Here is a 22,289-nt window from a genome sequence, read left to right on the forward strand (position 1 = left end):
CCGCAGCTACGCCGCGGTCTTCGCCATGCACGCTTCCAGCTGCGCTTCAAGCTCGGCGATACGCACGTCCTTGGGATTGGGCATGAACACACCCTGCAACTGATCGGCCGGCATCGTGATGCGCTGACCGGCGCTGGTGGCGTAGATCACCGTGGTGTCGTCCCAGCTGCCGAAGTACGGCAGGTTCCTCGGCGGTTCAGGGGTGACCCACTCCTTGCAGAACTGGTCAAACGGCTTGCCGCGCCTGATGCGCTCCAGTCGATAGGCTGCACGCAGTTCCGCCGTCGCCTCGGCGTCGACAATCAGGGTTTTCTCGTCGTAGACGACTTTGTAGATGTCGCGCGCGTTCTCGTGAGAAATCAGATCCTCGGCCAGATCCTTCATCACCAGCGCCGGCTCGCGCTCCAGCACATCGCCATAGCCGCCACCGGAGCCCTGACAGATCATGTAGAGCTCGCCTTCGTTGCACAGCTCGAAGGTCATGCCCATGTCCTGCGAGGTGTACTTGCCGCCAGGAATCGGGCGTTCGTTCATCAGACGCACGATGTCGAATTCCTCGATCGCCTTGGGCGTTTCACGCAGCACGTCGAAGACATTGATGCCCTTGATCTTGCACAACTGGTACGACGGACACGAATAGCCGCCGAACAGACCCTGCGCCGATGGAAACTTCGACCCCTCACAGCCGGTCATGAAGCCCCACATCAGCGAACCGCGCATCGTCGCGATCTGCTCGTAACCCATGCCACCGCGGTACTTGCCCCAACCGACGCGGTCCTTGGCCAGCCGCTGCGCGCCGAGACGGATGATCGGCGTGTCCTCTTCGTTGATCTCATGTTCGCCGGAGTCGCACATGAAACCGAATACCGGCGACACCGAATGCTCACCGTCAGCGTGCGAACGCGCGCCCTGACCGTTGCCGTTGATATCCGCGCAGAAATTGCCGGTGACATCGCCATGCTGGGTCAGACCGCCGTAGATCAGGGTCGCCGCCTGGTCATATTGCGACGCGATCACCGCCGAATACTTGTGCGGCAGGCTGTAGCTGAACTTGTTCATCGGAATGGTCCAGACCACGCAGCCCTTGAACAGCGGCATCAGACTCATGGCCTGCGGCATTTCGCCTTCGGCATCGATGATCGAATTGCGGTCGGTGATGACCTCGATCGGAGACAGCACGGCCATCGTGTGCGGCAGATCCGGCCAGATGTTCTGCAGCAGTCCGGTACACAGGGCCGCCTTGAATGAGGCGATGTTGGTGTTGACCGAACGGTTCATGAACTGCGGCGCGGTGCCGCGGAAATCCATAATCAGACGGTCGCCCTTGATCGTGATCGCCAGCGATATTTTCTGCAGGCAGTTCTCGCGCAGGGATGAATCCATGAACTGCAGTACGCGGGTGGTGCCGTCCGGCATTTCGCGAATGCGGCGCCGCATCTCGGTCTCGACGTCTTCCAGATGCGAACGCAAGGTTCCCAAGACGGCTTCCTTGCCGAACTGGTCGAGGATCGAAATCATGCGCTCGCGCAGCCGCATGACCGCGTGCAGCTTGACCTTCATGTCTTCCAGCTGCAGCTTCGGATCGCGTACCGAGTTCTGCAGGAAGGTCACCAGATCGCGCTTGAGCTGGAAGTTCTCGACGACCTTGAACGGCGACATCTTGATGCCTTCGTCGTACTTGCTCTCCGCTGCGGCCGGCATGCCGCCCGGCTCGCAGGCGCCGTTCTCGCCTTCGTGAATCGTCGACGACAGCCAGCACACCAGCTCGCCCTTGTAGAACAGCGGCATCATCATCGACTGGTCGGTGTTGTGGATGCCGCCATAGCGCGCGTCGTTGTGAATGAAGCCGTCGCCGTCGTTGACGCCGACGGTCGGGTCGTTGACCCAGTTCTTGATGATGAACTTGATCGGATAGAAGCAGCACGCCGCGAACGCGATGATGCCGTGCGGCGCGATCATCGCCAGGTCGCCGCTGTTGGTGTAGACCCCTGTGACCAGATCCCCCCACTTGGCACCGGGAGCCGCACCCATCTGATTAACCATTTCGAAGGCTTCGGACAGGGCCGCGTTGATCAGGCCCCGGATATGGTGGGTCTGATGCGGGTCGAGTCCCTTCGTCAGGACTTCATTCTCGAACGGCGTGCGCGGCGCCAGTGTGTGGTCGCGCATGATCTCCGGATCAGGTCCGAGAAACAGTTTGTTCTCGGCCAGAAACTGATCGAGCAGGACTTTGTCTTCTGCAGAAAGCTGGGTCATATCATTCATGGCTGTCTCCGATCAGTGTCCGCCGCGGGTGAACCAGACGGCGTTCTGTGCTGCCGCGTAGTAGCGCCAGCCGGGATTGACGAGGTAGGTGGTTGCGCGCGTGGTCACCAGCGCAGGCCCTTCGATGCGGGTGCCTTCTGCCAGCGCGCGGTCGTCGTAGATGCGGGTTTCGATCGCGCCGTCATACCCGGGGAAGTGGCACTCGCGCGTGCCGACCGGTTCGACGCTGTGGCCCTCGCGGCCATCGTCCTCGATGCCGGCGAAGCGCACCGTCGACTGCTCGACGTAGGAACACACGCGGATGGTATTGATGCGCACGCCGGTTTCCGGCGACTGACTGCCCTTGCCGAAGCGCTCGCCATAGCGGGTGTGGAACTGGTTGATCAGCTTGATCACGTCGGCCTGCGACTGCAGCCGGGTCTGATCGGCCACCACAGCGGTCTGCACGCGCTGATTGCCGTAGCGCATGTCCAGCTCCAGGCGGTAGCGGATGTCCTCGGCCGCAAAGCCCTGGCGCAGCAAATCCTCGCGCCCGCGCGACTCCAGTGCCTCGACATGAGCATTGAACGCGTTGTAGTCGGCGTAGAAGCGCTTGAGGTTGGCGTCGAACAGCACGGTCCAGGTGCTGGTCTCGTGAATGTGCATCTGATTCATGTTGCCGGCACCGACGGCCGAGAACACCGACGAGAACGGTGGCGCCAGCACCCGATCCACACCGAGCACCTCGGCGATACCGCAGGCATGCAGCGGACCGTTGCCGCCATAGGCCAGCACCGTGAAGTCACTGGGTTCATAGCCACGCGTACGCAGCTCGGTCGCGATACCGTTCGCCATGTTGGCATCGACCGTGCGTTTGATCAGTTTGGCCGCTTCGATGGTGTCGACATCCAGCTCGTCGCACAGGTCTTCCATCGCCTGGCGCGCGCGCTTCGGGTTCAGCTTGATGTGGCCGGCGGCGTAGTTCGCCGGGTCCAGATATCCCAGCAGCAGATCGGCGTCGGTCACGGTCGGGTTCAGGCCGCCGCGGTCGTAACACGCCGGTCCCGGATCGGAACCGGCTGAGGCCGGTCCGCATTTGACCGTGCGGAACATGCGGTCGTAACTGCAGATCGAACCGCCGCCGGCGCCGAGCGTGACCAGATGCACCATCGGGATCGACACCAGCCAGCGGTCGATCACCGGATTGAAGTCGTAGTGCTTGACCCCGCCCTGATCGACGATGCCGATGTCGAAACTGGTACCGCCCATGTCGGTGGCGACGACGTTGCCCAGGCCGGTCTGCTGCATCAGATGTTCGCTGGCGGCGATGCCGGATACCGGTCCCGAGTGCACCGTCTGCAGCGCGTCGGTGGAGTTCAGCTGCGCCATGCCACCGGAGTTGTGATTGACCAGCATCGGCCGCTCGTACCCCTGGCCTCGCAGGTTCAGTTCCAGCGTGCCGAGTCCGTGATACATGGTCTGGTGCAGGAAGGCGTCCATGATCGCCGACATGCCGCGCGCATACTCACCCTTGCGCCCGGCGACCTGGTGCGACAGCAGCATCGGAATCGCGCCGAGCAGATGACCCGGATACTCCTCCAGGAAGATCTCGCGCACGCGCAGCTCGTGTGCCGGATTGACCACACTGTTGGTGAACAGCACCACCAGCGCCTCGGCGCCGGCGTCGACCAGTTCGCGAATGCGCAGGCGCACATCGTCCTCGTCCAGACGCAGGAACTCGGCGCCCAGATAGTCCACGCGCTCGCGAATTTCGCGAATCATCGGGATCGGCACGATCGGTTCCGGACGCTGTGCGTTGGGAATATCCATCTGCCGTTCTTCCGGCAGTCCCTCGCCATAGCCGCGCGCACGCGACAGCGGAATCGTGCTCTTGAAGCCCGCGGTGACCAGTACGCCGATGCGCGGACCCTTGCGCTCGATCAGCGCGTTGGTTCCCAGCGTCGTGGCATAGCGCACCGAATCGACGCCGGACAGCAGGGTGTGGACATCCAGCGCCAGCTGTTCGCAGGCGTTGCTCAGCGCCTCGTTGAAGCCCAGCGCCAGGTTGTGATGCGTGGTCAGTGCCTTGCCTTCGATGCTGCGTTCGTCCCAGACCACGAAGCAGTCGGTGAAGGTCCCGCCGATATCGACCGATACTCGTCTCATCGTTCGTTCCTCGGCTCAGTGCTGATGGTCGTGGCCATGCGCCTGCGCATGCAGCGCACGCCCATGCTTGACCTTTTCCAGCGCCAGATCGGGTCCGATCACCGGCTCGAGCACCTCTTCGCGATCGACCCACTGAGCCTTCAGCGCGTCGATGTCGAGTTCGATGTCATGCACTGGCGGATGGCCAGGCGGCAGGTATTCGGCCTCGACCAGCGTTCCGCACTTGGAGCAGTAGTACTCCAGAATCCGGCACCACTGCGGGTCAGGCGAATAGGTGCGCTCGTAGAGCGTGGTATCCAGCAGCGGCTTGTGGATCTCGCGCGGATCGCGGTCATACACCAGCAGACCGCGTTTGTAGTTCTCGCGCGCCGAGATGTGCTCGTGACCGCAGCGGCGGCATTCCCACATCTCAGTATCCAGATTGATGCGCAGGTATTCAGTAATCAGTACTTTCATTGACGACATCCTCGAAACAGATCTCGACGCAAACTCGATGGGTAGGCTCAGCCGGCGCGCGACAGCAGAATGTCGCCGGCTTCATTGATTTCGAAACGCCAGCCGGCCTCGACGCGACAGGTGAAAAAGGCTTCCTCCAGCACGCAGGGCCCCTGCGCCTGACAGCCGCCGCTCTGCGCCTCGATCCGGTACAGCGGCAGCTCCTGCCACTTGCCACCGCAGAGCGTGCGTCGGCTGCCGTCGCGCGCCGCGGGCTTGTCGGCGCTGCCGAAGCGGCCCGTGATCCGGGCGTGTGCAATGGGCTTCACCACTTCCAGCTGCAACACCAGACGCGCGTCCGCAGCCAGGCCGGCCGGCGGCGTCACGCCGTCGCAGGGCATCACGCGCTCGCCGTCCGCATCGCTGACCAGCACGCTGAACCGCTGCGCGCACTCTTCAAGTCGCGCGGCCTCGGCAAACATGCCGCGCTGTGCTTGCAGCAGCAGCACCTCGCGCGCTGCCGCCATCGCCGCCGCATCAGTGCCATCGAGCGCCTGCTCGAAGGTATGCCCGATATCCGAAAAGCCGATGCCGAACGCCGAAAACACGGCCGCAAGACCCGGCACGATCACGCGCGAGATCCCCGCAGCCTCGGCAACCTTGCACGCCACAAACGGTCCGGCGCCGCCGAACGCCGCCAGCGTGGTCTCAGGCGTGATCTTGCTGAACTTCTTCAGGCTGTCGGCGATCTTCGACACCCATGCGGCTTCCATGTCCTGAGCCGCCTCGTCCGCGCTTACACCCAGCGGACGCCCGACGTGCTCGGCAATGGCAGAACGCGCGCGTTCGACATCGATCTTCAGCTCGCCGCCGAAGTAGGACACCGGATCGAGCAGACCCATCTGCAGAAACGCGTCGGTGATCGTGGCCAGTGTGCCGCCGAGACCGAAGCACGCCGGCCCCGGCGCACCACCGACGCTTTCCGGACCGACCTGAATCCGCTTGCCGTCGGCCTTGATGATGGAGCTGCCGCCGACGCCGACACTGATCACGTCGCACAGCGGGAACGAGGTTTCAACGCCTTCGACACGTCCACGCGGATCCAGCCGCACATGGCCGTCGTCGACGACGCCGATGTCGGTGGTGGTGCCGCCGACATCCATCGACAGCAGATGCTTGAAGCCGTAATGCGCCGCCAGCGCCTTGACGCCTTCGGCTCCGCCACGCGGCCCGGAGCTGTACGTCTTGATCGCGACGGTCCGTGCCACGCGCGCGGCATTGCCGTCATTGCGGAAAATCAGCAGCGGGTTGCGCGTCTTGTACTCGCGCAAGCGATGCTCGGCGGTGTACAGAAAGCGTTCCATCGCCGGATGCAGGAATGCATTGAACAATGCCGTCCACGTACGGCGAGCGTCATCCGCATCGTCGACCAGTTCGTGCGAGTACAGGATCGGCAACGCGCCGAGCAGGTGCGGTGGAAAGCGGCGCAGCAGGATCTTCTTGACCTGGGTTTCACCGTCGACGCGGGCATCGCCGCCGAACACGACGACGACGCGATTGGCGCCGGCGGAGGCGAGACTGGTCACGGCGTGGGTCACCGCCGCATCCAGCGCTTCGCCTTCGAGACCGCCGGGCAAAGCCTGTACGCGTGTGCCGACCAGCGCGTCCAGCAGCCCGGAGGCATCGGCGTCGCGCCGCAGCGCATCGACGGTCAGGCCGCCGCCGGCAATCAGCCCCAGACGCGGGCCCTTGCGCTCCACCAGGGCATTGGTGCCCTGCGTGGTGGAGTAACGGATGTACTCGGTCGACAGCAGCAGCTGCTGCACGTCGTCGTCGCCATAGATCAGCCGGGAGGCCTTCTTCAGTCCGTCGAACAGACACTTCGACAGATCGTACGGCGTGGTCACGGTCTTGGTGCGGTAGACCTGCGCTCCATCGATCACGCAGATGTCGGTCAAGGTGCCGCCGTTGTCGATGTTGATCAGCTTGCCGGATGAGGTGGCCGGCACTGCCGCGGTGTCCACACAGGGTGCAGGTACAGACATGGTGACTCTCCCTACTGAATGGGACCGCCCGACACTGCGCGCGGCACAGCCGCGCAGCGCGCATCAGGGCGATGGGGTGACAAAGAAAATCGGGCACAGACATCGCGGCTTGCGCCGCAGACACGGCGACGACAGCGCAGCGCATCGGCGCGGACTGCAGACATCCCAGCTCCTCCTGTTCGGTCTTGTCGCCGTGGCATCGGGCACTGCAACGGCGCTGCGGATCGAGCCGCCCCGGAGTGTTCCGGTGACGGTCTGTGCCCGCGTTGGATCAGGTCTCAAACTGGAGTCAGGTTAGGCGTGCCAGTGGGTGGCTGCCGCTACCCTTGCGGGTAGTTTTTGTCGATGCTGCAGTGCGATTCACGCACTGCAGCGGCGCTCGAATTCCGGGCCCTATAGCAGACCCATCTGGCGCGCGGCGTTGATCGCCTGCAGCCGGCTGTTGACCGCCAGCTTGGAGTAGATGTTTTTCAGGTGAAACTTGACGGTGTTTTCGGAAACGAACAGCTTGGCCGCCATTTCCTTGTTGGAAACCCCGTTGCCGAGATAGACCAGCATCTCTTTTTCGCGCTCGGTCAGTGGCTCCAGCGGCTGGAAACCACCATCACCGAACGCGCCACGTGTTCCTGGTTCGATGCCCGCCCCTGCGGCACGCAACAGGGTCTCGACAAAAGTCCGTTGCTGCTGCGCGGCAGGATCGGCATCCTGCACCGTGGCGTGGATCTGCTGCAGCAGCCGCACCACCACGTCCCCCTCGTCGATGATGCTGCGCACGTAGCCGCCCGGCCGCGCCAGCTGCAGTGCGCGATGCAGACTGCGCAGCGCCAGATTGTCCGAATTCCGGCTCGCATGCGCGCAGGCTTCCAGCACCAGCAGTTTGATCTCCCGGTGCACACGGCCATCGGCGTGCGCGCGGCTCAGCTCAACGCCGATCCGCTCGAGCGCCTCGACCGCCTGGCCGTCGTGAATCGCCAGCCGCAGCGCACCGATGCCGTGCGCCTCCTGGCTTTCGGAGAACGTCATCCAGCCCTCGGCGAAATCCGGCTGGCCACCCTGTGGCAGCCGGCTGGCCAGCGTTTTGGCTCGCTCGATGTCACCGTCCAGCAAGGCCAGCCGTACCCGCTCCCAACCGCCAATACGCACCAGCCGCGGCCAGCCGGCGCCATGCCCGATGTCCTCGCATTCATCCAGGACCTGCAGCGCCACCGCGGTGCGTCCCTGGGCAATCTGAATCCGCGCCATGGCGATATAGGCGACCGCGAGAAAATCCAGCAGCACGGCATCGCTGATGACATCGTGAAACTGCTTGAACATCGACTCGGCCGCGTCGAGCCGGTTCGCCTCATACAGCGTCCAGATGTAACACGACACCAGCGAACCGGACGCCATGGACTCATCCAGGTCTGGCCGCTGTTCGGAAAAGCCACTGCGAAAGCGTTCGAGCGCCTCTGCCAGGCGGCCCTGCGCCAGGCAATTGATACCTGCCAGCGCCACCGTATAGCCCCCGCTGAACGCTGAGCTGCCGGTGGTGCCATACGCCCGCGCCAACCCCAGGAATTCGCGCGCAGCGTCGTAGTTGCCGGCAATCTGCGCACGATACGCCGCGACGTTGGCCGCGGCACCGAGCTCGAACGCCCAGAACCCTTCCGGCGACTGATCGGAGACCGGGATCCGATCGAGAATGTCGAACGACAGGCGCAAATCGTCATGCGCCACCGCCAGCATCACATTGACGACATCGCCGCTGGTGGTTTTGCGGATATCGGCTTCGGCACCCAGGCGCATCGGAATATCGATGATCGGCCGCAGCTTCTGATTGCGGCGCATGAAGGTCAGCGCCCAGGCGATCTTGACCGCCAGATCGGGCCGCCGTTCGATCTGCTCCAGTGGCAGACGATCCGACCAGCGTTCGACCGTGGTCAGCAGAGCGTCCGGGATCAGGCTGTTGGCCCACTGGTTGAGAATGTCGGCGGCGAAGCTGTGGTCGCGTGCCGCAACGGCGTGATGCATCGCCTCCTCGAACTGCTCGTGCGCGTAAAACCATTGCGCCGCAGCACGGTGGATCGCGATCACCGCTTCGGCATCCTGCTCGCGGAGCTGCTCCGTCATGAATGATGAGAACAGCGTGTGGTACTTGAACCAGCGCAGATCCGAATCGAGGCTGCGCAGAAACAGCCCCGATCGCTCCAGATACAGCAGGATGCTCTGCGAGTCCTGCCAACCGGTGACGTGATCGCACAGCTCGGCCGACAGCCGGCTCAGCATGGATGTACGCAGCAGAAATTCCTGAATCCGTGGCGGCTGCAGCGCCAGCACATTGTCGGCCAGGTATTCGGCGAGTTCGCCGGGCCGCCCAGCGTTGAGATCGGCCAGCGAGCGTCGCACCGAAGTGCTGCCCAGCCCCAATCGGAACAGCTGCACCGCGGCCGGCCAGCCTTCCGTGCGGCGAAAGATCGCATCGATCTCATCCGCGCTGACTTGCAGATCCTTGGATTCGGCGAAGAACTGCTGCACCTCGGTTGCGGTGAAGCGCAGATCCTGTGCGCGTAGCACCAGCGCCTGATGATTGACGACCAGCCGCGCCAGCCCGATCTCCGGCATCGCGCGCGAACCGATATAGATCGTCACCGTTTCCGGCAGGTGCTGCAGCAGGTCGCGGAACACCGCCAGCACCGGCTTGCGGTTCAGGGTCTGGAATTCGTCGATAAACAGATCGACCCGGCGCTCCAGCTGCACCAGCCGACGGATCAGCCAGTCATTCAGCCGGCGCCGCCCGATGTCGCCGTCCACATCCCCGGAGCTGGCCAGTTCATCGCTGCCACCGAGCCGCAGGATCAATCCCTGCAGATGCCCGGCCAGACGCCGCATGTCGTTGTCGGCCTCGTCCAGGGTCAACCACGCAGTCAGCGCCATCTGGGATTCTGCAGCCGACTTCATCTGCTGCAGCAAGGTGGATTTGCCATGCCCGGCCGGCGCCTGCACCACGATCAGGCGCAGCGTCGACTCCTGCTGCAGCTGCGCCATCAACGCGCTGCGCTGGATCGCGCCTTCGTAAACCGGAGGCGGGAAAAACTTGTGTTCGTAAACGTCCGTCACACCGCGTGCGACGACCGAGCTCTCGTGGCCCATCCGTCAGCTCCTCGCATCGGGCCGAGACTATAGCGCAGCGCCCGGCTCGCGACGCCGGCACCCAATCAGTCGGTTGCGAACTCCCGACGCAATCGCACGCCGTCGCAGCCGTCCTCGTAGTAGTGCTCCAGGACTTGTGTTTCCACGTAGCCCAGATCTCGGTACAGCGTCCGCGCCGCTGTATTGTCGACGCGCACTTCCAGACTCAGGCCACGCAGCTTGAGCGAACGCGCATCGCGCTCGGCATATCGCAGCAACTGCCGCGCCAGACCCCGCCCGCGACACTGCGGCGCAACCACGACTGAGTAGATGCGGCCGTAATAGCTGCCTCGGCGCAGCAGCACGATCGCTGCTGCCACCACCTGCCGCTGCTGTGCGATCACCCACACGCGTGCGGTTGGCGCACTCAGCAGATGGCGCAGGCTACGCCGCGACATGCGGTCACCGGGGAAATTCGCTTCCAGTGCCAGCAGATCTTCGACATCGCCGGAGCGCCCGGCCCGGACACGCAGCGGCTGCGATGCACTCATGTGCGTGTACGCGCTTCGAGCCGCTTGAGGAAGTACGCCATGATCTTCTTGTAGAGCTCGGCCTTGAGGACCAGATCCTCAACGCCGTGGTCGATATTCGGGTTGTCGTTGACCTCGATGACCTTGACCACCTTGCCGAACTGTTTCAGGTCGACGCCATACAGTCCGGTCCCGATCGCGCGCGCCGCCTGCAGCGCGATGCTCAGAACCTTTTGCGGCACATCCTCGACCGCAAGGGTCTCGTGGTTGCCCTCGATCTTGCCACCGGACTCGCCGTGCTTGACCACCTGCCAGTGATCCTTGGCCATGAAGTACCGGCAGGCGTACAGCGGCTGTCCGTCGAGCACGCCAATGCGCCAGTCGTATTCGGTCGGCTCGAAGCTCTGCCCGATGATCAGATCCGAGCGCTCCAGCATGTCCCCGGCCACACGCTTGAGTTCAGCGGGCGTATCCACCTTGATCACGCCCTTGGAGAACTGCGAGTCCGGTTGCTTCAGCACAAAGGGGAAGCCGAGCACATCGGCGACCTCGCGCACGTTGCGCGAGTGGATCAGCAGCGTCTTCGGCTGCGGAATCCGGTGGCGTTCCATCAACTGCGCGAGAAAGACCTTGTTCGCCGCACGCAGGATCGACAGCGGATCGTCGACCACGATCAGCCCCTCACGCGCGGCGCGGCGCGCAAAGCGATAGGTGTGATGATTGACCGCGGTGGTTTCACGGATGAACAGCGCGTCAAACTCGGCGACGTGACCGTAGTCACTCTTGTCGAGGAATTCGACGTCGAAACCCAGATCCTCGGCGGCCTTCTCGAACATCTTCAGCGCGCGCGGATTCGACGGCGGATCCTTTTCATTTTCGTTGACCAGAATCGCCAGGTCATAGCGCGCCGACTCGCGCCGCGTGCGCGGGCTGCGCCGCAGCTCGAAATAGTCGCGCGCGGCCTCGAACAGGAACTCCATGTGCGACGCCGGCACTTCACCCAGGGCGATCGGACCCAGTGACTCGACCCGCCATTCGTCGCCCTTGTACGCAAACTTGACCTGCAGCAACGGCGCCGGGAACAGATTGAACAAAGCCCGCGCCAGACGCTCATGCCGGCGCGCCAGGTTCTCGCCGAAGTAGATGTTCATTACATACTGCGACGACTCGATCCGCCCCAACGAGCGCTCGATCAGCGCCTCGATCTCGTCGTTGATGATGCTCGGCGATTCCGCCAGCTTCAGATCCTGGATCGTGGTGATTTCGGGCAACGCCTTGTGCCCGCGGGCACCGGCGAGCAGCGATACGTAATACCCGATCGACTGGTACGCAAACGAGCGGCACAGGTTATAGACACGCAGGCGACGCGCGCGAGTGTGCAGTTCCTGCGTCAGGTATTCCCACGCGGTAACCACCTCCAGCCCGGGAATGTCCACCGGCCAGTCGGCACGCTGATCGACAACGACGATGCCGCTCATGGGTGCCCGACGGCCGCAATCCCGCGGCCACTGCAATGGGCACAATCAACAGTACACATGCCGCACCGGGCGGCTTGGGGAGGTTCGGGCATAGGGGCGGCGATAGTGGTTTGGAGTACCGCGGCGGCATCGTAGCACCGGGCCCGCAAGTCCACGAGGGGTGTCGTTTTCTTCGACATCGCGGCGCTGAACCCCTACCCTTTGCACCGGGCAATCACGACAGTGGCAACGACGCCACCGGTCGACGGGAGAACATAGATGATGGGATTCGCGAAGTGCGGGCGGGGCGTGTTGGCGCTGGCCGTATTCGCCGGCATGGCCGGTTCAGCGCACGCCGCCAGCGGCACCCGCCTCGATATCGTGCGGCTCAGCGGGGACGTGCTGCGCGAACAGGCCAGCGTGGCGCGCGCACTTGAGGTTCCGGAACCGCTCAATTCCGGCGATCGTGTCCATACCGGTCGTGCCTCGCACGTCGCGCTGCAGGTCGGCCGCACCGGACTGGCGACATTGGGACCGGACTCGACCCTGCGCATCCACAGCCTGTTTCCGCCGGAGCCGCCCACGCGGATGCAATTGTCGAAACTGGTGCTCGAACAGGGCAGCATCAACATCGACACCCGCCCCAAGGACGCCTCGCAACCCCCGTCGGATGTCCGTCTGAATGCGGGCGTGCTGAAGCTGCGCATCTTCGGCGCTGCCGCGTGGATTCGTCACGACGATGCGGCCGACGAGGTGTGCCTGCTCCACGGCGCAATTGAAGTCGGTACTCCGGATGGCCCGCAGCGGCTGGATGAGCCCGGCAGCTGCCTGCTCGCCAGCGGCGCCGGCACAGCACTCAGTTCTGCCCGTCAGGTCGGCTCGCTTGCCGCCCGCCTGCAACTGACCGCCTTCCCGAACGACGACGCCCTGCGCGACGAGATTCTGCAACGCGCCCAGGCCCAGGCCCGGCCGCAGCCGGCGTTCCCGGTCGCGCCGCAGACTGAGCCCGCGCCGCCCAAGCCTGCCGCAGCCGCGCCCGTCGCCGCTGCAACACCGAACACCGCGGCTGCAGCGCAGACCGGAGGCGGCTGGGGCATCGTATTGGGCTCGGTCAGTGATGCCCAGCGTGCCGCCGCCGAAGCCGAGCGTTTCAGTGCGGAGGGACTGCAGGCGCGTGTCGTTCCGGCCAAGCTCGGCGGCGGCACCACCTACCGCATCGTCAGCGGCCATTTCGCGACCAAGGACGAAGCTGACGCCATGCTGCCAGCAGTGCGTGCACGTCGCGATCTGCAGGGTGCCTGGATCGTCGCCACGCCGTGACCCCGGCGGCGCAGCTGTCGGTCATCATTCCGACGCTGAACGAGGCCGCGGCCTTGCCTTCGTTGCTGGCGCAGCTGCGCCGGCAACGGGGCATCGAACTGGAGCTGATCGTCGCCGACGGCGGTTCCGATGACGCCACCGCGGACATCGCCGTCGCGCACGGTGCCGTTGTCGTGCACAGCGTACGCGGTCGCGGCCGCCAGATGAATGCCGCCGCCTACAGCGCCGATGCCGGGCATCTGCTGTTCCTGCATGCCGATTCGCGACTGGATCACGACGAACAGCTGCGACAGGCGCTCGACGCGGTCGTCACCGCCGACACCGGGGACGGCCCGATCGCCGGCCACTTCGCGCTGCAGTTCGAGCGCAGCCAGCCGGGCCACGAGTCGCTGTACCGCTTCATGCAGGGCAAAACCGCGAGCAACCGCCGCTACACCATCAACGGCGATCAGGGCCTGCTGATCAGTCGGCAGCACTTCGTCGATCTGGGCGGTTTTGACGAAAGCCTGAGCATCCTTGAAGACCAGCGCATCGCCGCGCGAATCTTCGAGCGGGGCCGCTGGCTGCTGCTGCCCGGCGTCTTGCACACCTCGGCCCGTCGCTTTGAAAGCGAAGGTCACGTCCCGCGCTACCAGCTGATGGCGGTCATGATGGCGCTGCACGACGCCGGACTGCTCGAGTTCTTCAGCGCAGCGCCGGAGGTCTACGCCCAGCAGCGCCACGCCCGGACCCTTGACCTCACTCCGTTCCGCCGCCTGATCCTGCAGCTGCTGCGCGCCCGCGGCGCCGCGGGCGCCATTGCGGTGATCTACCGCTGTGGTCGCTTTACCCGGCGCAATGCCTGGCAACTGGCCTACGCCCTGGATCTGCGTCGCGACGACGGCCGCACGCCCCGGCTGCACGCTTTCGACCGCTACATCGCACCGCTGATCAATCATCCTCCGGCAGATGCCATCACCGGTCTGCTGATTGCAGGGTGGTTTTTCGGTCTCCTGCCGCTGCAACGCGGCCTTTGAGCCTGCCTTTCTCTGGCGCCCCGGCGCCGGCTGTCTGCCGCGCGCAGCCTTCGATCCTGGTGCAACGCAACAGGGCGCGTCGGCGGCTGTGACGAACGGATCGACGGTATTCCCGCCGCCCCCGCAAGTGCCGATGATCGGACTGAGGCGCTACCGAGGTGGCAGCGCCGTGGCAGGAGGACGCCATGCGGAGACAGCCGACACAGCGCTCGAACCGGCCCGGACCCGGGTTCGGACCCTGCCTGCTCTGTGCCTGCCTGCTGATGCTGGCGTCGCCGCTGCGTGCCGCCTGCGACAGCGTCGAATGCCTGAGCCTCAGCCCACACGCCCCCCTGCTGCCCAAACTGACCCTTTCACCACCGCAGGTTCTGGGGGCGCCGGTCATGCTGCAATCCCGGGTCCCGCTGCTGGACTGGTCGCGCCCGACCAATGGCACCCTGCAGATCCAGATCGATCAGCGCCTGGATACGGAACGCGCGCTGCGCCAATGGCGCTACGGCCTCGGCTTCGACCTGGACCTGCCCGGCTCGGGCCAGTTGCACGCCACGCTCTATACCCGCAGCAGCCGCCTGAACGAGGGTCGGCGATACCACCTGCAGGGCTCGAACCCGGCATTTGAAGACAACCGCTGGTCGCTGGGACTTTACGCGGCGCCGATTGAACGCTACGACGGTTCGCACGGCATCGCGCTGGTGCCGCAGCTGCGCCTGCGCGCCGACCGCTGGGTTCATCTGCCGATGCGTACCGAGATTACCGTGGAATACGCGCCGTGGCAGACCACGAACGGTGACACCACCAGCCGTGCGGTGCCGCAGGTCGCGCTCCGGATGCTGCGTCACTAGTTCCCGTTGTTCGTGATACCGAGGCCTGCAAAAACTGTCGCCGGATGCGCGATCGGCCGCACAGGAAGCCGCACATTCCGACGGCGATCACTGAAGCCAGCGATGTAGGCCCAATCGTGATCCGCAAGAGAAGTCGCGCAGTGAAAAACAGTGCTCGCAGGGTTCAGTGCGTATCAAGCTTGGTGCCGAATTCCACCGCAGCCTCCTGCACGGTCCTGCGCGCCACCACCATCATGTCGCTACCAATGAATAGCCCGCGACGAAGCTTGCCCTCGCCGTGCGTGGCATACACCACCTGACCGCTGCGACGGTCACGCAAGGTCATGTCCACCGTCGCCTTGCCCGACCCCGCACCGAACATTCCGAAGAACAGGCGCAGCGCACGCTTGCCGTAAATTACATCGATGCGAGTCTCAACGATCAGCGGCGATCCGGCGGCGATATTGATCGAATGCGCTTTCAGGACCTTGGTCAGTTCCTGCTGCGACAGCGCCTTGAGCTCACGGTCGTAGGCATCGGCATCCGCATTGTCTTCCAGTGATGTGATGGTCGCAGGCTTCAGCTCCACCGACTTGACCACCAGCCCCTGCTGCAGCGGCATCGAGTTGACCTCGCGTACGCGGCCACATCCACTCAGCAACAACAGCGCACAGCACACCGCCAGCCACGCCTTCGAATTCGTCATACCGCCCTCGATTTGCGCACGGCACCCTCGGACGGCGATTCACTGCTCCGCCTAGATCAGGTGTCTGCGCTTGAAGTAACGCCAGAGACTGGCCGCGATCACAACCAGCAGACCCAGCGCCACGAAGTAGCCGTAACGCCAGTGCAGCTCGGGCATATTGTCGAAGTTCATGCCGTAGATGCCAACGACCAGGGTCAACGGGAAGAAGATGGCTGACAGCACGGTCAGTGTTTGCATGACCTGGTTGGTCCGGTGCGACACTGCGGCAAAGTGCAACTGCACCGCCGACTCGATGTCGTGCTCCAGACTGACCGCATGATTCAACACCCGTCCGACGTGCCCGGACAGATCGCGGTAGCGCACCTCATCCACCTGCTTCCAGTCGTAGCGACTGTTGCGCCGCCACAGCTCCAGTGCGTCGAGCTGGGATTCGCACAACCCCTGCAACCGCCGCATCTGGCGCCGCGCGCTCAGCAGCTCACGCCAGTCATCCAGCGGCTCATGGGGATCGATCAAGTCGTCCTGCAACGCCGTCAGCTGCTGATCCATCGGCTCGCGGATCGCCAGAAAGCGGTCCACCATGGTGTCGAGAAACAGATACATCAGCCGCATCGGTGAGGTCGGCGGTTTGGCACGGCCATCGAGCAACCGCTGCCGCACCCGTTCGATACTGAGACTGTCGGCGGACCGCACCGTCACCAGCATGCGGTCGAACGCGAAGAACGCCGAACTGCGCGTTTCCAGCGGCAACGGTGCCGGCTTCGGACCCAGCCCCTGGAAGATCATCATGTCGTAGTCCGAGGTTCCATCGAAGAACGACGGATGCTGCGCATTCAGGCTGTCCTCCACATGCTGGGAATCGATCGCCGCGCCCACCTTCGGCTCCACCCAGCACGGCCAGTCCGCCGCCTCCCCGCGCTCGAAGTCCGCCCACAGAAAACCGGTATGCGGCAGCTCCGCAGTCGCATCGATCAGACACGGGCGCTGGCGTTCGTTGAAGTGGTAGAGATTCATGCGGCAACGATAGCAGTCGGCTCAGGCTCTGACATGCTTAGTGCGCATGCCGGTGATGGACGTCGGGATAATGCGCATGACTGTGGGTCAGGGGTTCGTGCCGGTGCGGGTGCGTATGCGGCTCTGAACCATCCCACTGGAAGTCATGCGTGTGCTGGTGATGTTCGTCATGCACATGTACGTGTTCGTGCTCGGTCGGCTCGTGCGTGTGTTGATGCGCGTGCCGCTCCATCAGATGCAGCGCAACACCCAGTGCCATCAGCCCGGACGCCCACCAGAACATCGGCGTGGTCGGCTCGTGGAATCCCAGCACCGCGATGACCGCGCCCATGAACGGAGCCGTCGAAAAATAGGCCCCTGTGCGCGCCGCCCCCAAGCCACGCAAGGCCAGGACAAACAGCACCAGACTCAGGCCGTATCCCGCCAGACCAACCATCATCGCGCCAGCAAAAATACCGGGGGCCGGCCAATGAGCGCCCAGTACCAGCGCCAGCGCACAGTTCGTACCCCCTGCAACCAGGCCCTTGGTTCCGGCGATGAACACCGCATCCGAGGCCGAAACCTTGCGGGTCAGATTGTTATCGAGCGCCCAGCACAGGCACGCCGCCGCGATGGCCAGCGGCCCCATCAGGCCACTCAGACTCAGATGATCCTGCGGCCACGCCAGCACCGCCCCCCCGGCGACGATGAGCGCCATGCCGAGCACCACACGTCGATCCGCATTCTCCCGAAAGACCACCCAGGCCATCGTCGCGGTGAACACCGCTTCCAGATTGAGCAGCAGCGAGGCACTCCCCGCAGAAGTCCGGGTCAAGCCGTACATCAACAGAACCGGCCCGAGCACACCACCCGATGCGATGGCGCCGAGCAGCCACGGCCACTCGCCTTTCGGCAGTTTCACCCAGGCGAAACCCCGGTCGCGGATCAGCCGGATCACCCACAGCCCGATCCCGCTGCCCAGGTACAGCAAACCGGCCAGCAGGATCGGCGACACATCGCCCGCCAGGGCCTTGGCAAACGGGGTGCTGCCGCCGAACAGCAACGCAGCGGCGAGAGCAGCAAGGATGGATGTGCGCGCAATCATGATCGGCGCATCTTAACCCCCGGCGGCCACGCGTTCTGCAGTGACCAGGCAGAGCCATTGGGCGCGGCAATTCGTCGAGCGTTGATCGCGGCGATGGAGCGAATTCCGCTACGCAAGACCACGCATCGGCAGATCCATCCCTGACGCGCCAGCATCCGCAGCCGCAAGCCGTTTGCACCGCACCCGCATTGAGCGACGGACGGTTCACATGATCGTCCATCGACTTTTCGACACAGCGCCCTGAAGTTCGACTTACACTGAGATCCGACCTGACCCCGGAACGAGCTCGAACATGAACTGCAAATTCCCACTTCGTACCCTGCTGGTCGCCCTGCCGATAATGGTGACTTCCGTTCCCGCCGCGGCAAACAACGGCCAGGAATTGCATGACACCAACTGCACGTCCTGTCATGACACCAGTGTCTACACGCGCGACAACCGCCGCGTGAAAGATCTCGACGGATTGCACAAGCAGGTGCTGCACTGCGAGCAGGCCAACAGCCTGGCCTGGTCCGAACAGGACGTCGACGCTGTGGCCTCCTTTCTCAACAAGAACTACTACAAGTTCTGAGTCGCCGACAGCGTCCGCGCGAATTGTCCGGCCTTTCATCCCGCCAGCTGCAACGGGAAAGGGGCGTGCGGGCGCGGCGGAGCACCGCCATTCGCATCGTCCAGGATGACGGCTGACGACACTGCCCCTGCGGCTGTGCCGTCAGCAATTTTGCGGCGCATGGCCTCCACGCAGATGCCACATCGTGCAAACGCATCTGCCGTGCGCAATTCATTGAATCCAGGAATCTGCATATGAAGACCATGGGCTACGCGGCGCAATCCGCCGACACCCCGCTCGCTCCGTTCGCATTCGAGCGACGTGCGCTGCGCCCGAACGATGTTGCGATGGAAATCCTCTATTGCGGCATCTGCCATTCTGACCTGCATCAGGCGCGCAATGACTGGGGCTGGACGGTTTACCCGATCGTTCCCGGGCATGAAATCGTCGGTCGCGTGACTGAGGTCGGCAGCGCAGTCGCGCGGTACAAGCCTGGTGACGCGGTCGCGGTCGGCTGCATGGTGGACTCCTGTCAGCAGTGCGATCAGTGCCGTAAAGGCGAGGAACAGTTATGCCGGCAGGGCAACACGCAGACCTATAACAGCAAAGATCGCGTCACCGGCGAGATCACCTACGGCGGCTACTCCAAACATCTGGTCGTGCGCGAAGAGTTCGTATTGCGTGTGCCAGACGGTCTGGACCTGTCTCGCGCAGCCCCGCTGCTGTGTGCAGGCATCACGACCTACTCACCGCTCCGCACCTGGAACGTCGGGCCCGGAAGCCGCGTCGGCGTTATCGGCCTCGGCGGTCTCGGCCACATGGCCGTGAAGCTGGCTGCCGGCCTTGGCGCGCACGTCACGGTGCTGAGTCGCACTGCGGACAAGCAAGCCGACACGCTGGCGCTCGGGGCCGATCGCTTGCTGGTGTCGACGGACAAGGAAGCCATAAAGCAGGCACGGTCGAGCTTCGATCTGATCGTCGACACGGTGCCGGTCAAGCACGACCTGAATCCCTACCTGTCGCTGCTGGATGTGGATGGCACTCTGGTGCTGGTCGGGCAGATCGGGCCGCTGGCGGAGCCGACCACGGTGCCGCTGATCATGGGGCGCCGCCGCATCGCCGGATCGCCGATTGGCGGCATCGCCGAGACGCAGGAAATGCTCGACTTTTGCGCGAAGAAAAACATTCTCCCGGACTGCGAGATGATCCGCATCGAACAGATCAACGACGCCTTTGAGCGCATGGAACTCGCGGATGTGCGCTACCGCTTCGTGATCGACATGGCGTCGCTGCCGGCACCGTAGGTTCATTCTCGCAGCGGGCGCCTTCGATTCGGCGGCGGATTGCCGGCACGACACACCCCAACAGCGAATGAAAAAATGCTCCGCTCAGACGCCTGCCGACGGTCTGCTCGGCACGGGTAGCCGGAACACCTTTCCTGCCACTGCACTACGCATTCATGCAGGCAATTGGGCCTGATCAATGATCAGGCCGAAGGCGGCGTCATCCGCGCCAGCGCAGAACGCGCACGCAGTCGCTTGAAACGCCCCCAAAGCAACAGCCACATGGCGTCTGATCCAGTCGCTCCGTCGCCATGTGGCCAGCATTGCCGTCACGCTCGGACGTGTCGGATGCGGTCCGGACCGGCGTCTTACCCCGTCGGCTCCATGACTTCGCGGATGAGTTCGACCAAGGCCCGCGAGCCCGCCCGTTGCTGGCGACTCGGCGGACGAGGGCGGTGCGCCCGCGCGTTGATGTGCCATGCACACGGACCGACGTATGCTTCGCGACCAAGCCCTACACCGCGCGCCCGCCGCGCCGCCGATGTCGCACCCATGTTTGGCAACAGCGAACCGAACAGTTACCGCATCCTCCGCGTCCTAGCGCGGCTGCGCCTCGCAGTCGTACTGCTCCAGGCCGCAACGGTGGTGGCGGTCGGCCGCTACTTCACCGGTGATATTCCGGTGACGGCCATGCTGTCGATCCCGGCGAGCCTGCTCGGATGGAATGTGCTGGTGTGGTGGCGTCTGGGACGTTGGCGCTACGCTGCGCAGATCGAGGTCGTGGCCCATCTCGCAGTGGACATCGCCGCACTGACGGCGCTGCTGTGGCTGTCCGGCGGGCCCGGCAACCCCTTCGTTTCGCTGTACCTCCTGCCAATCGCACTGGCAGCAGCCAGTCTGTCGGCGCCCTATGCGTGGACCGTCATGGCGCTGTGCACCGGCGCCTACACGGGCATGCTGTGGGCCCATATTCACCCGATGGATCTGCCGGGGGGTGAATTCTTCCACTGGCATGTTGTAGGTATGTGGGTCAATTTCGTGCTGGGAGCAGCGCTGCTGACCGGCACGCTGGGCGCGCTCGCAGCAGCACTGCGGCGGCGCGAGGCCGATCTGGCCACCGCACGCGAATCCGCCCTCCAGGACGAACGCATTCTCGCCACCGGCGCTCTGGCCGCGGGAACGGCTCACGAGCTCAACACGCCGCTGTCGACGATGGCGGTCCTGATCGAGGAGCTGCGGCAGACCCAGCCGCAGGACGCCGACCTGCAGGACGACCTCGGGCTGCTTGCCGATCAGATCGAGCATTGCCGGCGCAGCCTGCGCAACATGCTGTCCGCCGCAGATCCGGCGCGGCATGGCCCGGAAGCGGCGAAATCCCTGCGCGAGTTTCTGCGCGCGACCTTCGATCGCTGGCGCCTGATTCGGCCCGAGCCGGACGTCGACGTGATCTTCGAGGATGACTTCCACGATCCGCGCGTGATCCCGCAGCCGACGCTGGCGCAGGCACTGACGAACCTGCTCAACAACGCGGCCGATGCATCGGCCGCTCGCGGCAGCAACCACGTCGGCGTGCGTTGCCGGGCGAGCCGGGACTGGCTGAGCGTGACCATCGACGACGATGGCCCCGGCCTTCCGGAGCATCAACTCGAGTCCGCAGCGCGGGGACTGGCATCAACCAAACCGGAGGGTTTCGGGCTCGGCCTGGTGCTGTCCAATACCAGCATCGCCCGGCTCGGCGGCGAGGTGCAGTTGTTCACCCGGCCGGAGGGCGGCCTGCGCACACAGGTCCGGGTTCCGCTGTCGGCATTGCAGCAGACGCAGGGATGAAGCCGCAGATCGATCCCATTCTGCTGGTCGAGGACGACCCGGTGTTCGCATCGGTACTTGCGCGCGCACTGCGTCGCCGCGGCTACACCGTCAGCATCGCCACCGATGTTGCACAGGCCCTGGTGATCATGCGTGAGACGTCACCGCGTTCGGCGGTCGTTGACCTGAAACTCGGCGAGGACTCCGGGCTCGCACTGATTCCGCAGCTGCAGGCACTCGCACCGCAGACCCGCATCCTGATGCTGACCGGCTATGCCAGCATCGCGACCGCCGTCAGTGCGATCAAGAAAGGGGCATTCGACTACCTGCCGAAACCGGCCGGCGCCGACGCGGTGATTGCCGCGCTCACCGGCACTGAGCGAACCGAGCCCGAGCCAGACGAACAGAGCGCTCTGTCGCCGCGCCGCCTGATGTGGGAGCACATCCAGCGCGTGCTCGCCGAACACGACGGCAACATCTCCGCAGCGGCGCGCGCGATGGGCATGCACCGCCGCAGCCTGCAACGCCGGCTGGCCAAGCGCCCGGTCCAGCGCTAGCGCCGTCACGGCGCTGCGACAATTTGTCGCATTCCGAACGGGAACCCGGACTGCCAGCATACGCCCGCGATTTCGACAGCGGTCCGCGCATGCGTCGCGGGGGAAACGGTCCGCCATTCCGAAACAGGGTGCGCTGTTGCGCACCGG

General features: G+C 64.5%; 17 protein-coding genes. 7 read left to right on the forward strand and 10 right to left on the reverse strand.

The window, feature by feature from the left end; genetic code table 11:
- Window positions 1-6: 6 nt before the first annotated feature.
- The 7 genes from E4T66_RS11430 to E4T66_RS11460 form a co-directional block, all read right to left on the reverse strand.
- On the reverse strand, window positions 7-2,265 hold the full coding sequence (locus E4T66_RS11430; RefSeq protein WP_136849172.1) for a hydantoinase B/oxoprolinase family protein: 2,259 nt from the start codon (window positions 2,263-2,265) through the stop codon (window positions 7-9).
- Window positions 2,266-2,277: 12 nt separating this feature from the next.
- Window positions 2,278-4,410 (reverse strand): hydantoinase/oxoprolinase family protein, encoded by a 2,133-nt coding sequence (locus E4T66_RS11435; protein WP_136849173.1) that lies wholly within the window; start codon window positions 4,408-4,410, stop codon window positions 2,278-2,280.
- Window positions 4,411-4,425: 15 nt separating this feature from the next.
- The gene (locus E4T66_RS11440) at window positions 4,426-4,866 is read right to left on the reverse strand and encodes an acetone carboxylase subunit gamma (RefSeq protein ID WP_136849174.1); all 441 of its coding nucleotides are present in this window, start codon (window positions 4,864-4,866) and stop codon (window positions 4,426-4,428) included.
- A 47-nt stretch (window positions 4,867-4,913) separates the two neighbouring features.
- Window positions 4,914-6,890, reverse strand: a complete 1,977-nt coding sequence (locus tag E4T66_RS11445) for a hydantoinase/oxoprolinase family protein (RefSeq protein ID WP_136849175.1) — start codon at window positions 6,888-6,890, stop codon at window positions 4,914-4,916.
- Window positions 6,891-7,283: 393 nt separating this feature from the next.
- On the reverse strand, window positions 7,284-10,019 hold the full coding sequence (locus E4T66_RS21795; RefSeq protein WP_136849176.1) for a LuxR C-terminal-related transcriptional regulator: 2,736 nt from the start codon (window positions 10,017-10,019) through the stop codon (window positions 7,284-7,286).
- A gap of 65 nt (window positions 10,020-10,084) precedes the next feature.
- Window positions 10,085-10,549 (reverse strand): GNAT family N-acetyltransferase, encoded by a 465-nt coding sequence (locus tag E4T66_RS11455; RefSeq protein WP_136849177.1) that lies wholly within the window; start codon window positions 10,547-10,549, stop codon window positions 10,085-10,087.
- Window positions 10,546-12,006, reverse strand: coding sequence for a RimK family protein (locus E4T66_RS11460; RefSeq protein ID WP_136849178.1), 1,461 nt, complete (start codon window positions 12,004-12,006; stop codon window positions 10,546-10,548). Before E4T66_RS11460 ends, E4T66_RS11455 begins: the two co-directional genes overlap by 4 nt.
- Before the next feature lie 258 nt (window positions 12,007-12,264).
- Here E4T66_RS11460 and E4T66_RS11465 point away from each other — a divergent pair, with 258 nt between their 5' ends.
- From E4T66_RS11465 to E4T66_RS11475, 3 genes are all read left to right on the forward strand, one after another.
- Window positions 12,265-13,305 carry an SPOR domain-containing protein gene (locus E4T66_RS11465; RefSeq protein WP_136849179.1) on the forward strand — a complete coding sequence of 347 codons (1,041 nt, stop codon included), beginning with the start codon at window positions 12,265-12,267 and terminating at the stop codon, window positions 13,303-13,305.
- Entirely contained in the window at window positions 13,302-14,321 is a 1,020-nt protein-coding gene (locus E4T66_RS11470) for a TIGR04283 family arsenosugar biosynthesis glycosyltransferase (protein WP_169577585.1), read from the forward strand. Before E4T66_RS11465 ends, E4T66_RS11470 begins: the two co-directional genes overlap by 4 nt.
- A 185-nt stretch (window positions 14,322-14,506) precedes the next feature.
- On the forward strand, window positions 14,507-15,163 hold the full coding sequence (locus E4T66_RS11475; protein ID WP_136849181.1) for a hypothetical protein: 657 nt from the start codon (window positions 14,507-14,509) through the stop codon (window positions 15,161-15,163).
- 163 nt (window positions 15,164-15,326) lie between these two features.
- Here the strand turns inward: E4T66_RS11475 and E4T66_RS11480 are convergent, their stop codons facing one another.
- The 3 genes from E4T66_RS11480 to E4T66_RS11490 are packed head-to-tail and all read right to left on the reverse strand — an operon-like array spanning window position 15,327 to window position 17,946.
- A complete protein-coding gene (locus tag E4T66_RS11480; RefSeq protein ID WP_136849182.1) occupies window positions 15,327-15,848 on the reverse strand; it encodes a hypothetical protein in 522 nt (173 codons plus the stop codon).
- A 51-nt stretch (window positions 15,849-15,899) separates the two neighbouring features.
- The gene (locus E4T66_RS11485) at window positions 15,900-16,862 is read right to left on the reverse strand and encodes a magnesium transporter CorA family protein (RefSeq protein WP_136849183.1); all 963 of its coding nucleotides are present in this window, start codon (window positions 16,860-16,862) and stop codon (window positions 15,900-15,902) included.
- A 37-nt stretch (window positions 16,863-16,899) separates the two neighbouring features.
- A complete protein-coding gene (locus E4T66_RS11490; protein ID WP_136849184.1) occupies window positions 16,900-17,946 on the reverse strand; it encodes a DMT family transporter in 1,047 nt (348 codons plus the stop codon).
- A 292-nt stretch (window positions 17,947-18,238) separates the two neighbouring features.
- Between E4T66_RS11490 and E4T66_RS11495 the strand changes: the two genes are divergently transcribed.
- The 4 genes from E4T66_RS11495 (at window position 18,239) to E4T66_RS11510 (ending at window position 22,142) form a co-directional block, all read left to right on the forward strand.
- Window positions 18,239-18,517 (forward strand): c-type cytochrome, encoded by a 279-nt coding sequence (locus E4T66_RS11495; RefSeq protein WP_136849185.1) that lies wholly within the window; start codon window positions 18,239-18,241, stop codon window positions 18,515-18,517.
- A gap of 233 nt (window positions 18,518-18,750) precedes the next feature.
- A complete protein-coding gene (locus tag E4T66_RS11500; protein ID WP_136849186.1) occupies window positions 18,751-19,800 on the forward strand; it encodes an NAD(P)-dependent alcohol dehydrogenase in 1,050 nt (349 codons plus the stop codon).
- Window positions 19,801-20,331: 531 nt separating this feature from the next.
- A complete protein-coding gene (locus E4T66_RS11505) occupies window positions 20,332-21,606 on the forward strand; it encodes an ATP-binding protein (protein WP_169577586.1) in 1,275 nt (424 codons plus the stop codon).
- On the forward strand, window positions 21,603-22,142 hold the full coding sequence (locus tag E4T66_RS11510; protein WP_136849188.1) for a response regulator transcription factor: 540 nt from the start codon (window positions 21,603-21,605) through the stop codon (window positions 22,140-22,142). The genes E4T66_RS11505 and E4T66_RS11510 overlap by 4 nt, the downstream gene beginning before the upstream one ends.
- Window positions 22,143-22,289: the final 147 nt, after the last annotated feature.

It is taken from the genome of Sinimarinibacterium arenosum (assembly GCF_005047655.1).
GTDB lineage: Bacteria > Pseudomonadota > Gammaproteobacteria > Nevskiales > Nevskiaceae > Solimonas.

Bases quoted from the DNA above. Each gene is read 5' to 3' on its own strand.
- E4T66_RS11430 (WP_136849172.1), bottom strand. From the start codon at position 2,265: ATGAATGATATGACCCAGCTTTCTGCAGAAGACAAAGTCCTGCTCGAT.
- E4T66_RS11435 (WP_136849173.1), bottom strand. From the start codon at position 4,410: ATGAGACGAGTATCGGTCGATATCGGCGGGACCTTCACCGACTGCTTC.
- E4T66_RS11440 (WP_136849174.1), bottom strand. From the start codon at position 4,866: ATGAAAGTACTGATTACTGAATACCTGCGCATCAATCTGGATACTGAG.
- E4T66_RS11445 (WP_136849175.1), bottom strand. From the start codon at position 6,890: ATGTCTGTACCTGCACCCTGTGTGGACACCGCGGCAGTGCCGGCCACC.
- E4T66_RS21795 (WP_136849176.1), bottom strand. From the start codon at position 10,019: ATGGGCCACGAGAGCTCGGTCGTCGCACGCGGTGTGACGGACGTTTAC.
- E4T66_RS11455 (WP_136849177.1), bottom strand. From the start codon at position 10,549: ATGAGTGCATCGCAGCCGCTGCGTGTCCGGGCCGGGCGCTCCGGCGAT.
- E4T66_RS11460 (WP_136849178.1), bottom strand. From the start codon at position 12,006: ATGAGCGGCATCGTCGTTGTCGATCAGCGTGCCGACTGGCCGGTGGAC.
- E4T66_RS11465 (WP_136849179.1), top strand. From the start codon at position 12,265: ATGATGGGATTCGCGAAGTGCGGGCGGGGCGTGTTGGCGCTGGCCGTA.
- E4T66_RS11475 (WP_136849181.1), top strand. From the start codon at position 14,507: ATGCGGAGACAGCCGACACAGCGCTCGAACCGGCCCGGACCCGGGTTC.
- E4T66_RS11480 (WP_136849182.1), bottom strand. From the start codon at position 15,848: ATGACGAATTCGAAGGCGTGGCTGGCGGTGTGCTGTGCGCTGTTGTTG.
- E4T66_RS11485 (WP_136849183.1), bottom strand. From the start codon at position 16,862: ATGAATCTCTACCACTTCAACGAACGCCAGCGCCCGTGTCTGATCGAT.
- E4T66_RS11490 (WP_136849184.1), bottom strand. From the start codon at position 17,946: ATGATTGCGCGCACATCCATCCTTGCTGCTCTCGCCGCTGCGTTGCTG.
- E4T66_RS11495 (WP_136849185.1), top strand. From the start codon at position 18,239: ATGAACTGCAAATTCCCACTTCGTACCCTGCTGGTCGCCCTGCCGATA.
- E4T66_RS11500 (WP_136849186.1), top strand. From the start codon at position 18,751: ATGAAGACCATGGGCTACGCGGCGCAATCCGCCGACACCCCGCTCGCT.
- E4T66_RS11505 (WP_169577586.1), top strand. From the start codon at position 20,332: ATGTTTGGCAACAGCGAACCGAACAGTTACCGCATCCTCCGCGTCCTA.
- E4T66_RS11510 (WP_136849188.1), top strand. From the start codon at position 21,603: ATGAAGCCGCAGATCGATCCCATTCTGCTGGTCGAGGACGACCCGGTG.